The 12,681-nt window shown below is 34.7% G+C and carries 10 protein-coding genes; 6 read left to right on the top strand and 4 right to left on the bottom strand.

What is annotated here, in order from left to right; translation table 11 throughout:
- The first annotated feature begins 71 nt into the window (after positions 1-71).
- The gene (gene glmM, locus JQC67_RS13875) at positions 72-1,460 is read left to right on the top strand and encodes a phosphoglucosamine mutase (protein WP_203253520.1); all 1,389 of its coding nucleotides are present in this window, start codon (positions 72-74) and stop codon (positions 1,458-1,460) included.
- A 1-nt stretch (position 1,461) separates the two neighbouring features.
- Positions 1,462-2,277, top strand: a complete 816-nt coding sequence (locus JQC67_RS13870) for an endonuclease/exonuclease/phosphatase family protein (RefSeq protein WP_203253519.1) — start codon at positions 1,462-1,464, stop codon at positions 2,275-2,277.
- On the opposite strand, the gene JQC67_RS13865 is transcribed toward JQC67_RS13870, so the two are convergent.
- Positions 2,267-3,262, bottom strand: coding sequence for a sterol desaturase family protein (locus JQC67_RS13865; protein ID WP_203253518.1), 996 nt, complete (start codon positions 3,260-3,262; stop codon positions 2,267-2,269). The genes JQC67_RS13870 and JQC67_RS13865 overlap by 11 nt on opposite strands.
- 71 nt (positions 3,263-3,333) lie before the next feature.
- On the bottom strand, positions 3,334-4,230 hold the full coding sequence (locus tag JQC67_RS13860; RefSeq protein WP_203253517.1) for a lysophospholipid acyltransferase family protein: 897 nt from the start codon (positions 4,228-4,230) through the stop codon (positions 3,334-3,336).
- Between the two features lie 57 nt (positions 4,231-4,287).
- Here JQC67_RS13860 and JQC67_RS13855 point away from each other — a divergent pair, with 57 nt between their 5' ends.
- Both JQC67_RS13855 and JQC67_RS13850 read left to right on the top strand, forming a co-directional pair.
- Positions 4,288-4,938: a rhomboid family intramembrane serine protease gene (locus JQC67_RS13855; protein ID WP_203253516.1), complete on the top strand. Its 651-nt coding sequence runs from the start codon at positions 4,288-4,290 to the stop codon at positions 4,936-4,938.
- A gap of 144 nt (positions 4,939-5,082) precedes the next feature.
- Entirely contained in the window at positions 5,083-6,726 is a 1,644-nt protein-coding gene (locus JQC67_RS13850; RefSeq protein WP_203253515.1) for an LVIVD repeat-containing protein, read from the top strand.
- Between the two features lie 70 nt (positions 6,727-6,796).
- On the opposite strand, the gene JQC67_RS13845 is transcribed toward JQC67_RS13850, so the two are convergent.
- Positions 6,797-7,930, bottom strand: coding sequence for a TlpA disulfide reductase family protein (locus tag JQC67_RS13845; protein ID WP_203253514.1), 1,134 nt, complete (start codon positions 7,928-7,930; stop codon positions 6,797-6,799).
- 101 nt (positions 7,931-8,031) lie between these two features.
- A complete protein-coding gene (locus JQC67_RS13840) occupies positions 8,032-8,541 on the bottom strand; it encodes a hypothetical protein (RefSeq protein ID WP_203253513.1) in 510 nt (169 codons plus the stop codon).
- A 76-nt stretch (positions 8,542-8,617) separates the two neighbouring features.
- Here JQC67_RS13840 and JQC67_RS13835 point away from each other — a divergent pair, with 76 nt between their 5' ends.
- Positions 8,618-11,530, top strand: coding sequence for an FAD-binding and (Fe-S)-binding domain-containing protein (locus tag JQC67_RS13835; protein ID WP_203253512.1), 2,913 nt, complete (start codon positions 8,618-8,620; stop codon positions 11,528-11,530).
- A 66-nt stretch (positions 11,531-11,596) separates the two neighbouring features.
- Positions 11,597-12,661: a chorismate synthase gene (gene aroC, locus JQC67_RS13830; protein ID WP_203253511.1), complete on the top strand. Its 1,065-nt coding sequence runs from the start codon at positions 11,597-11,599 to the stop codon at positions 12,659-12,661.
- Positions 12,662-12,681: the final 20 nt, after the last annotated feature.

The raw sequence follows: 12,681 nt of genomic DNA, 5'->3' as shown, positions 1-12,681 counted from the left end.
TCGAATTTACAAATTAGTTCTGACGGAATAATATTGGTACTTGTATATTTGCACAAAAATTACACGTACCTATGACATTAATAAAATCGATTTCAGGAATAAGAGGAACCATTGGCGGAAAACCCGGAGATAACTTAACTCCGCTTGATGCTGTGAAATTTGCAGCTTCTTATGGTATTTGGCTTAAAGAGTATTCAAAAAAAGATAAATTAAAGGTAGCTATTGGTAGAGATGCACGCTTGTCTGGCGAAATGGTTCAGAATTTAGTGGTTTCTACTTTGGTAGGCCTCGGAATTGATGTTATAGATTTGGGACTTTCAACTACTCCAACAGTTGAAATAGCTGTTCCTCTTGAAAATGCTGATGGGGGCATCATTCTTACTGCAAGTCATAACCCTAAGCAGTGGAATGCATTGAAGTTATTAAATGAAAAAGGTGAATTTCTTGATGCTGCCCAAGGTGCTAAAATACTTGAGATAGCGGAAAGAGAAGATTTTGATTTTGCAGAAGTTGATGATTTAGGAGAAATTTTAAAAAACGATGCTTATATCGATATTCATATTGATGAAGTTTTAAATTTACCGCTAGTTGATGCCGATACTATTAAAAAAGCCAAATTTAAGGTTGTTGTAGATGGTGTTAACTCAACAGGTGGAATTGCTATTCCTAAATTACTTGAAGAATTAGGGGTAGAAGTTGTAAAATTATATTGTGATCCTACGGGTCATTTTCCGCATAACCCAGAGCCCTTAAAAGAACATTTGGGTGATATATGTGAATTGGTGTTAAAAGAAAAAGCCGATTTCGGTATAGTAGTAGATCCTGATGTCGATCGTTTGGCTTTTATTAGTGATGATGGTGAAATGTTCGGTGAAGAATATACTTTAGTTGCATGTGCTGATTATGTATTAGGTAAGACCAAAGGAAATACTGTTTCTAATTTATCGTCATCTAGAGCATTGCGCGATATTACTGAAAAGCATGGAGGTACCTATGAAGCATCGGCTGTAGGTGAAGTAAATGTTGTGACTAAAATGAAGGCAAACAATGCCATTATTGGTGGTGAAGGTAATGGTGGTATTATTTATCCAGAAAGCCATTACGGTAGAGATTCTTTAGTGGGTACAGCTTTATTTTTAATGTTGATGGCGGAAAAAGGCGGTACTGTTGCTGAACTAAGAGCCAGCTATCCATCGTATTTTATGGGGAAGAAAAAAATACAATTGACTCCCGGTTTAGATGTTGATGCTATTTTAAAAGGCATGGCTGAAAAATATAAAAATGAGGATATTTCAACTATTGATGGCGTGAAAATTGACTTTGCTGAGAATTGGGTACATTTAAGAAAATCTAATACAGAACCGATTATCAGAATTTATACAGAAGCTAAAAGCCAACAAGAAGCTAATGATTTAGGTGATCGTATTATTTCTGAAATCAAAGAAATAGCTGGAATTTAATATGTCTAAACATTATTTATTTGAAAATTATAGAAAACCACTATATGCATTAGCATTAGTGGTTTTTTTTATACAATTAGAAGTTAAATCTCAAAGTTCGCCTGATACGTTACGGGTGATGAGTTTCAATATTCTGCATGGTGCAACGGTTAGAAATGATTTTAATCTAGATACTATTGCTGGTGTAATCAATACGTATAAACCGCATTTAGTGGCAATGCAAGAAGTTGATTTTAAGACTGCACGTGCAAAAGAGTATGATTTGCCAACTGAAATAGGGTATCGAACTAAGATGACCTCATTATTCGCAAGGGCTATGTATTATGATGGTGGTGAATATGGTGAAGCTGTGCTTTCAAAATATACTTTTGTTGGTAGTGAGAATTTAGCATTACCACATTTAGAAAATTCAGAACCAAGGGCAGCACTCATCACTAGAGTTAAAACGGATAAGGGCAATACAATTCAATTTGTTGCAACACATTTAGACCATCAGAAAGACGATACTGACCGAAAAATGCAGGCAAACGCTATTTTAGTAGGTTTGAAAAATACAAAATATCCAACGCTAATTGTTGGTGATTTAAATGATGGGGTCGATAGTAATACCTTGCAAATTCTTAAGTCTAAATTTACTAAAACTAACCATAAATCGGCTTTTAAAAATACATGGCCTGCAGATGACCCACGAGTCGACTTAGATCATATTTTGTATAACATGCCAGAAAAATGGCAGGTGTTAGATTATGAAGTATTATGCGAAAATTATGCGAGTGACCACTGTATTGTAATCGCTACTTTAGTTTTTACTCCTTAACTACTTGTTGTTTAAAATAGGCAGACCTAACAACTTTTGAAGTTTGATGCGCTCCGGTATGATGCCATCCTGGAGGCATAAAAATATATAAGAATTTGTTTTTTATACCAGGTGCGTTAATTACATCCTTGAAAAGCGCAATGAATTCACCAAAATATACATCTACAAAGTTTCCTGAATCCATTTCTCTTGTAATTCCGTATTCGATTTTTACTTCCTTGTTTTCTTCTTGATAAGTTCCGAAAACATGATCCCAGATATTGAGTAAGTTACAGAAATTTGTATCCATATATAAAGGATTTCTAGCATGATGTACTCGATGATGTGATGGTGTTAGTATGATTTTATTCAAAGGCCCAAAGCGCGCATCTTTAATCAAATTTTCACCCACATGTATGAAAGCGCCATAGGTGCCATCAATAAACATAATTAGAAATAGTAATTCAGGTTGAATTCCTAAAAGTATACAAACGGTTGTTCTAATAATATCAGCATATGGTGCTTCTAGAAAAAAATGGGCATATGTGACCGACAGATTCATGTTTTCTGGCGCATGATGTGTGGAATGTAAACACCAAAAAAGCCGCACTTTATGTCCGAAATAATGATAAATAAAATGCCCAAATTCCCAAACTATATATCCGTAAATAAACCAATACCATGTCATTTCGGTTTGAAAAGGTGCGTATTTTTGAAAAAGGCCAATACTTAAAGTAGTCATCGCAATAGCAATGAATCTACCTACAAAGCGATTGAATATGTAAATTAAAAAATTGACCTTGTAAACCTTGGTGTCTGGCTTCTTGTATATCAAACCCAAGATTAATTCTAAAATTACTAGAAGTGGAATTAGAGGGTAAATTAATGATACTATGCCATCATAAGTTCTAAATTTACTGTAATCTCCTGTTTGTAGTATTTCCCAGGCTTGTGAGATACCAAGAAAACCAATAACTTCACTGTATATTGTTTCTAGTACTTCCATTTAGTTTGGTTGATTATTTGGTCGAATTTATAAAAAATACCCCATCATTAAAAGTGATTCGAGTCCTGTCTTTAGCCTTCTTTTAAAAATTCAGGAGGTACTTTATCACGGTGTTTCCATCGTTTATGTGTCCAAAAATAATGTTCAGGTTTTTCTCTTATTTGTTCTTCGGTAAGTGCAATAAACTTTTTGGTAATCTCATTTGGGGCGGTTTCTTTACCAGATAGGGTTATCGGAATAAACTCGGCTTGATAATACCCTCTTTTAACTTTTGAAACCTTCAAGAAAACCACCGCTAAATCTAATTTTCTTGCTAATGTTTCAGTGCCAACAAAAATGGGTACTGTTATACCCATAAATTTATCCCAGTAATGCGCATGAACAACCATAGGTGATTGATCACTAACCATACCATATATTGAGTTTACACCTTGCTTGTGGTTACGTATTACTGTTTTTACTGTTTCATTTTGAGTAATTAGAGTGGTATTCCATCTAGACCTAAAATCTTTGACCATTTTATCAAAATATTTATTGGCGACTTTCTGATATACAGCATACCCTTTGCTCTGTACGTACAGGTTTAAACTGACATTCCACTCCCAATTCGCATAGTGTGAACAGGGTATCAAAATACTTTTATCTTTTTCAATTTCTTGAATTACTTCAATATTGGTAATTGTGTAACGTTTTTTTACATCTGATTTAGAAAGGTTCATTGTTTTTACCATTTCTAAAAACATATCACACATATGTTTAAAGAATTCTTTTTCAATGCGATGAATTTCGGATTCTGATTTTTCAGGAAATACCAGTTTTAGGTTATCGCGAACTACTTTTTTACGATAACCAACTACTTGATATACCAAAAAGAATACGAAATCTGAGAATAAATAAAATATGCGATATGGCAGTATAGATATCAACCATAAAATGGGATAAGCAAGAATAAATACTAGTAGTTGCATGCAGAAAAAATGTGTGTAAATATAGCTATATTTGGCGCCAATCATAAGTAGAAATTCATGTACAACATTGAAATTGTAACAATTATTATCATTGCAGTTAATGCATTAGTCTCATTTAAAGGGTTTAAGGATGATAATTTCTTTGAACGCTATAAATTTCAAGTAGGACCAATAAAGGCGGGTCAAAAAGATCGAATGCTAACTTCTGGTTTTTTGCACGTAGATATGGCGCACTTGTTCATGAATATGCTGACTTTGTTTTTTTTCGCAGATGTTGTTATTAACTGGTTTGGTACACTTCAGTTCTTAATAATTTATTTTGTTAGTCTTATTGCTGGCAGCTTGTTAGCAATGTTTTTTCATAAAGATGAGCCGTATTACTCTGCTGTTGGTGCTAGTGGTGCTGTGGTTGGTGTTTTGTATGCTGCAATTTTATTGCAACCTGATATGAGTCTTTACTTGATGTTTATTCCGATACCCATTCCGGCTTATATAGTTGGTATTGGTTATTTACTTTATTCTATTTATGGAATGAAAAGTCGTTCTAGTAATATTGGCCATACAGCGCATTTTGGTGGTGCTATCGGTGGATATGTAACAACGTTACTTCTTCTGCCAAATCTCCTTGTTACCGAAACCTTAATGGTAATTCTTCTGGCAATACCTATTATTATCCTTTTTGTAATGGATAAAATGGGCAAAATCTGATAATTTTCGCTTTGATTTTTTTCAATATTTGACCAAACAGACTATAAATTGTGCAATACATCGAATAATAGATACGGTGCATACCTAAGTTTATATCTTGCCGTTTAATTAGAACCCAAATCTAATTTTAAACCTACTTATATTATGAAGAAAGTTTCCCTAATCCTATTAGCGATACTATGTTTTTCCATTTCCTGTAGCGACGAAACAACCGTATACAGTGACCCTCAAAGTGATATCGGAATTGAAGAAAGTGATGCAGTTTTAGACCAAAGTGTGGTTTTTGACAAAGCCGGAGTTTTAGATATTATTGATGAAAACCAAATTGCTGGTAAATCATTAAGCGGAAAAGTTGAAGAGCAAGCGGGCGATTACCCATTAACAATGGTGGCGCAAATTAATCCTCCTTCATTTAAAGATGGTGGTGAAAATTTAACGGCATCACATATTCATTTGGTAGCTGATTACGCGTATGTTTCATACAATACTGTAGAAGATGGATATGCCGGTGCTATTGATATTGTTGACGTAAGTGACCCAAATAGTCCGAAAGTAACCTCTAGATTATATTATTTAAATGCAGATATCAACGCAATTAAATATGATAATGGATACGTTTATATTGTTGGAGGTGTTGATTCTGAAAAATCTGTTTCTGCAACTTCAAATTCTTTCGTAGCTAAAATTGAAGCCAATGGTGGTAAATTTAATGTTAGTGCAGGTCTAACTTATGGCTTTCAACAAGGATATAATAGCACTGATATAGTTATCGATGGTACTAAAGTGTTAGTTACAAGTGGAAAGGAAGGTTCATTAACCGTTTTTAATAAAGCTGACTTGTCAATTGTATCTGAATACCCTGGCGATGATTTGCGTTCAGTAGCTGTCTTTAATAGCGATATAGCTCTTTTAGATGCGAGTAAAGGCGTTAGCATTTTAGATTCAAACTTTAATGTTAAACAAGAGATTGCAATTAATTCTGACTTTGGTGTAGCCACTAAAAGAACCATTGGTTTTACAGGTGAAAAAGTAATTGTTGCAGAGGGTTCAAAAGGAGCTGGAGTATATAGTGCTTCTAGTGGTAATTTTATTGAGCACATCGCAATTCCAATTAATCCAGAAGGTGTAGATCAGGCTGATCAAGTAACTAATGCTGTAGCAATTAATGAAGAGGCCTTATTAATGGCAAATGGCGGAGCTGGTTTATGTCTTTCAGAAGAACAAGAATCAGGTAGTAACTTGGTTGGTATTATTGATCTTGAAGGGTCTATTAACTACGTAGCATCAAAAGGTGATTATATTTTTGCAGCTTCAGGTAAAAATGGACTTCAGATTATCAAAATGAATAAGCCTAATGCTAGCTTAGAAGCACGCTGTGAGTCTTTAGATTCTTATAGAGGAAGCTCTAATTTAACTGTAGCATCTGGCTCTATATTAGAAAATAAAGGTTCAAAAAGATTTAATAGAGTTAATGTGTATGGTTCATTATTGCTTTGTGGCACTTGGACAGTTAAAAACAGCACTTATATTCATGAAGATGGTATATTTGAAATGAACGGTTCATTTATTGTTGGTAAGAACTATAGTCGTAAGAATGTTTCAGTTGGTGAAAATGCTACTTTTAAAGTGGAAGGTGAACTAACAATATATGGAGACCTTATTTTAGAAGATGGTGCAACACTTGAATTTATCGGTAATTCATCAGTAGTAAATATTATTGGTGAGGTCATAAGAAATGGTGATGTAACCATAAAAGGTAATTTCAACGATTACAATAGCAAGTTCTAATTATAATATATAAAACTAAAAAAGCCCTGATGATATCATCAGGGCTTTTTTAGTTTTATATTGTTTTGAACTATTGCAATAGCTCAGCAACTTTTTGCTCTAGTGCTGGTCCTCTCAAATTCTTCGCAACAATTACTCCATTCTCATCCAATAAAAATGCAGCCGGTATTGCTTGTACATTGTATAATTGAGCAATTGGATCATTAAAATATTGAACATTAGAAATATGATGCCAAGTTAAGCCATCGTCCTCTATTGCTTTTTTCCAATCTTCAGCTTTTCTGTCAAGCGAAACGCCTAAAACATTTAGTCCTTTATCATGATATTTTTTATACACATTTACAATGTTTGGGTTTTCAGCTCTACAAGGTCTGCACCATGCTGCCCAAAAGTCAATCAAAGTAACTTTACCTAAAACATCCGTTAATGCCAATTGTTCACCAGTAGGAGAAGGCCCAGAGAAAGTAGGTGCTTTAGCGCCAACCTCTGTATTTTTAGCTTTCTCAGCATTTATTTTTTCGGCTTCAATTTTTGTTAGAATTCCTTTGCCAACTTCAGTAGCTTTAATTCTATTTGATAATTTATCATACATTGTTGTAACCTCTTCAGGTGAAACAACTCTTGACGATAAAACACCATCTAATAGCAATGCAGATATCAACGAATTAGGGTTGTCTTTAATAAATGTGAGATTTGAACTTTTATATTCTTCTTGCAACTCATTTAATTCATCTTGTAATGACGTTAACGTAGCCATGTCATTACTTGCCTGCGCCTTTTGCATATCTGCTTGAACAGATTGACCCTTATTTTGAATGTAAGATGATTTGTCAAGATAATCTTGAAAAGAATCATTTTGTAAGGTGCCACTAATTTTGGCTAAATTCAAACTATCTTTCTGAGCTTCTAATGTAATTTCACCATTTTCAAGAATTACCGCAGTATACCCTGGTAGCTGACCAATAAAAAGATAGCGCATTACAGGAATTGTATCGGCTACACCTTTAAAAATGAATTTTCCATTTTGTACTAAAGCGGTATCAATATCAACTCTTTGTCGTTGTGCATCAATCTTTGTCATGATAACTTTTGTGCTATCAGCAACTTCGCCTCTTAAGGTACCGGTAATTGTGTAACCTTTTGGTTCACTGTTACATCCAATTAAAATCAACCCTATTATAAAGGGTAATACTAGTTTTTTCATCTGCATAAATTATTAGCGGACAAAGGTAGCCATATATTAGGGATATAAAAAGAGCTCTTGAAACAGTTATTTCAAGAGCTTAGATAATTTGTTTTTAGAATTTAAAACTGATATCGAACACCTAGGGCAATGTCAAAGTCAAAACGATCTTTAAAATTATCATAACCAAAAACTCCAATTTCGGGTCTGATATCAAGCGATATTAATATAGGTAAGTCAAAATTACATTCAACTCCTACATCACCTGCTACAAAAGCAAATGTACCACCTTCGGGCACTACTGCTGGGCCAAGATTTGAAGGTACAGGGTCAAACTTAACGCTGCCAACTCCGCCACCAAAGCCATAGTAATAATTGAACATTCCGTCAATATTATGAATCCATTGATAAATGCCAGAAAATTTAACTGCATCATATGCTCGGTGATCTCTAAAGCCTAGATTTAGTTCTGCTCTGTTGTATCTTCCTATGGCTCTTTGGTATGATAATTCAGCTCCAAAACCATCGCTATCACCTAGGCGAAGACCAATTGTATTGTCTGAAATATCTTGCGAAAAGCCTATTGCGCCAATAAATAAAGCAAAAATTGGTAAAAATTTTACGATTCTCATAAGTTCTGTGTTAATTCGATTTAGCGTTGTATTCTCAACTAAAAGAACTTAATTTAGCCATCAAAATTGTTATTCCGTGCATAAAAATATCCTAAATGATTTAAGTAATTCTATTGAAGGTGAGTTAAAACACGATGACCTCTCTAGAACACTATATGCAACTGACGCCTCCGTTTATCGTAGAATGCCGATTGCTGTCATTTTTCCTAAAACAGTTGAAGACATTCAAAAGATTGTTCTTTTCGCTAAAGAACATAAAATAGGAATTATTCCAAGAACAGCTGGTACTTCTCTTGCTGGGCAATGTGTGGGTGAGGGTTTAGTAGTTGATGTGTCAAAACATTTTACTGAAATACTCAAACTAGATATTGAAAATAGAACGGTAACTGTACAGCCTGGTGTTATTAGAGATGAGTTGAATCAGTTTCTAGCACCGCACGGATTATTTTTTGGGCCGAATACCTCAACTTCAAATAGATGTATGATTGGCGGTATGGTTGGTAATAATTCTTCAGGAACAACTTCTATTCAATATGGAGTTACACGTGATGTTGTGCTTTCAATGAAAACGATACTGGCGGATGGCAGTAAAGCAGAGTTCTCAGCTATCTCAAGTCAGGAATTCAAGGATAGAAGTCAGCTGAATACATTTGAAGGATCACTTTATTCAAACATACATAAAGAATTATCAAATAGTGAGATAGTTGAAGAAATTGTTTCTGAATTTCCAAAGGAATCTATACACAGAAGAAATACTGGGTACGCAGTTGATGAGCTGCTTAAAAATGATGTTTTTGGAAGTGAAAACAACCATTTTAATTTTTGTAAACTGCTGTCAGGTAGTGAAGGCACCCTCGCTTTTACCACAGAAATCACATTGAGTTTATGTGATTTACCACCTAAGTTTTCTGCTATGGTAGTAACGCAATACCATAGTTTAGAAGACACCTTGTCTGATGTTGTCCCGGTTATGAAACATAGTTTGCATACTTGTGAGATGATGGATAAGGTTATTCTTGATTGTACTAAAAACAATAGAGAGCAGTTGAAAAATCGCTTTTTTGTTGAGGGCGATCCAGCTGGAATATTGATGTTAGAGGTAAAGGCAACTACTGAAGCTGATTTAGAGCAACAATTGAATTCGCTCGTGGCTACTGTAAAAACATCGGGTCTTAGTTATTCGACTACAGTTTTACGAGATGGACAGATAAACCAAGCAATGGAGCTGCGCAAAGCCGGTTTAGGGCTATTGGGTAATATGATTGGCGATAAAAAAGCTGTTGCTTGTATTGAAGATACTGCTGTTGCAATTGAAGATTTAAAAGATTTTATAGCGGAGTTTACTTTAATCATGAAAGAGTATGATCAAAGTGCCGTGTATTATGCACATGCTGGGGCTGGAGAATTACATTTAAGACCAATTTTAAATCTTAAGAAATCAACGGATGTAAAGATGTTTAGGGCAATTACCACCGATGTTGCTAAGCTAACTAAGAAATATAAAGGTTCTTTTAGTGGTGAACATGGTGATGGTATTGTAAGAGCTGAGTTCATTCCATTGATGATAGGTCAAAACAATTATGAATTACTTAGAAGAGTGAAGTCGTATTTTGACCCGAATAATATTTTCAATCCTGGTAAGATAGTAGATGCCTATCCGATGGATGAGTATTTACGTTATGATATTGACCGTAAAGAGCCCGAAGTTGAAACTTTGATGGATTTCTCTGATAGTCAAGGAATACTGCGTGCTGCTGAGAAATGTAATGGTAGTGGTGATTGCAGAAAAACTGAAAAAATGGCTGGTGCTATGTGTCCAAGTTATCACGCAACTCGTGATGAAAAGCATACAACTAGGGGTAGAGCAAATACCTTACGAGAGTTTTTAACTACTTCAGAAAAGCCAAATAAGTTCAATCACCATGAACTTAAAGAGGTGTTTGATTTGTGTTTAAGTTGTAAGGCTTGTGCAAGTGAGTGTCCAAGTAATGTTGATATTGCAACTTTAAAAGCTGAATTTCAGTATCAATATCAAGAAAAAAACGGCTATTCTTTTCGTTCAAAATTGTTTGCACACAATACCCGTTTGAATAGAATGGGTAGTAAGGTTTCTGGCTTGACAAACATGCTTTTTTCATCAAGTTTAACAGGTGGATTGATTAAAAAACTATCAAATGTAGCGAGTGAAAGAAGTCTACCTAATGTTTATAGTTTTAATTTCAATAAACATTTACAAAGTACTGAATTAAAATATACTAAGTCAAAACAAAAAGTAGTACTTTATCTTGATGAATTTACAGAATTGTTAGATATTCAGCAAGGGCAAGACGCTATTGAGGTTTTAGTGAAATTGGGATACGATGTTCAGCTCTTTTATGGAGAAAGTGGACGCACCTATTTGTCAAAAGGCTTTTTGAAACAGGCAAAAAAGTTGGCCATTGCAAATGTGAAATCACTACAACCATTCATTCAAGAAAAGTTACCAATAATTGGATTGGAACCTTCAGGAATTTTGACTTTTAGAGATGAGTATAAACGACTTGTTGAAGATTCTGACACAACTGAAGCTTTAGCAGCACAATGCTTTTTAATAGAAGAGTTTATTGCAAATGAAATTGCAAAGGGTGCAATTAATGCTGATCAATTCACAAAAGAATCAAAAACTATTAAGATTCATAACCATTGCCACCAAAAAGCATTGAGCAATCAAAAGGTAACATTTGATATGCTTAATCTGCCCGAAAATTATAAGGTTTCAATTATTAGTTCAGGATGTTGTGGAATGGCGGGTTCTTTTGGATATGAAAAAGAGCACTATGAAACTAGTATGAAAGTAGGCGAGTTAAAGCTTTTTCCGGCTATTCGTAAATCTGAAGCTGATGTTATTATTGCAGCAAATGGTACAAGCTGTAGACATCAGATTTATGACGGTACTAAACGGAAGGCATTGCATCCCATAACTATTTTTAAAAATGCATTAATTGATTGATTTTATTATCTCTTCATTTAGATTTACCTTTGAAGGCAATATAAATACCCTAATTTTTAACTAATAATGGCAGGTAATTCAATAGGTTCACTTTTTCGATTAACAACTTTTGGAGAGTCACATGGTAAGGCCATTGGTGGTGTTTTAGATGGATGTCCAGCAGGACTTACGTTAGATCTTGATGACATTCAAAAAGATCTTGATCGTAGAAAACCTGGCCAATCTGCTATTGTGACACAACGAAAAGAACCGGATACAGTTGAATTCTATTCTGGCATTTTCGAAGGAAAAACTACGGGTACGCCAATTGGCTTTGCAATTCACAATACAAATCAGAAGTCTCACGATTATTCGCATATAAAAGATTCGTATCGTCCATCGCATGCTGATTATGTGTATGACCAGAAATATGGATTTAGAGATTATCGTGGTGGTGGTAGAAGTTCAGCACGTGAAACAGCTAGTAGGGTAGTGGCTGGGGCCATTGCAAAACAAATGCTTTCAGAGATAAAAATAAATGCTTTTGTTTCTCAAGTAGGTGATTTAAAATTAGATAAAAATTATAAAGATCTTGATTTTAGTCTTATTGAATCAAATCCTGTCCGTTGCCCAGATACAGCAATGGCTGCCAAAATGGAAGACTATATAAAAGGCATCAAAAAAGAAGGTGATACCATTGGCGGTGTTATTACTTGTGTTGCTCAAAATGTGCCCATTGGTCTTGGTGAGCCTGTTTTTGATAAATTACATGCAGATTTGGGTAAAGCAATGCTTTCAATTAACGCGGTAAAAGGTTTTGAATTTGGTAGTGGTTTTGCGGGTGTTACTATGAAAGGTAGTGAGCACAATGATCAATTCAATACTGATGGAACTACGAAAACTAATTACAGTGGTGGTGTTCAAGGAGGTATAAGTAATGGAATGGATATTTATTTCAGTGTTGCTTTCAAACCTGTTGCTACCATTATACAACCATATGATACTATTGATAAAGATGGTAATGCTGTTAAAACAAAGGGTAAAGGTAGACATGATCCTTGTGTAGTGCCACGTGCGGTGCCAATTGTAGAGGCAATGACTGCTTTAGTGTTGGCCGATTTTTCACTTATTAATCGCACTATTAAGTTATAGCTTTTCGCATTGGTTGCTTT

The sequence above is a fragment of the Aurantibacter crassamenti genome (assembly GCF_016811105.1).
Lineage (GTDB): Bacteria > Bacteroidota > Bacteroidia > Flavobacteriales > Flavobacteriaceae > Aurantibacter_A > Aurantibacter_A crassamenti.
Note: the sequence above shows the minus strand (reverse complement) of the source record. Positions and strands in the feature narration are given on the sequence as shown.

Excerpts from the sequence above, each read along its gene's own strand:
- glmM (WP_203253520.1), top strand. The coding sequence starts at position 72 with ATGACATTAATAAAATCGATTTCAGGAATAAGAGGAACCATTGGCGGA.
- JQC67_RS13870 (WP_203253519.1), top strand. The coding sequence starts at position 1,462 with ATGTCTAAACATTATTTATTTGAAAATTATAGAAAACCACTATATGCA.
- JQC67_RS13865 (WP_203253518.1), bottom strand. The coding sequence starts at position 3,262 with ATGGAAGTACTAGAAACAATATACAGTGAAGTTATTGGTTTTCTTGGT.
- JQC67_RS13860 (WP_203253517.1), bottom strand. The coding sequence starts at position 4,230 with ATGCAACTACTAGTATTTATTCTTGCTTATCCCATTTTATGGTTGATA.
- JQC67_RS13855 (WP_203253516.1), top strand. The coding sequence starts at position 4,288 with ATGTACAACATTGAAATTGTAACAATTATTATCATTGCAGTTAATGCA.
- JQC67_RS13850 (WP_203253515.1), top strand. The coding sequence starts at position 5,083 with ATGAAGAAAGTTTCCCTAATCCTATTAGCGATACTATGTTTTTCCATT.
- JQC67_RS13845 (WP_203253514.1), bottom strand. The coding sequence starts at position 7,930 with ATGAAAAAACTAGTATTACCCTTTATAATAGGGTTGATTTTAATTGGA.
- JQC67_RS13840 (WP_203253513.1), bottom strand. The coding sequence starts at position 8,541 with ATGAGAATCGTAAAATTTTTACCAATTTTTGCTTTATTTATTGGCGCA.
- aroC (WP_203253511.1), top strand. The coding sequence starts at position 11,597 with ATGGCAGGTAATTCAATAGGTTCACTTTTTCGATTAACAACTTTTGGA.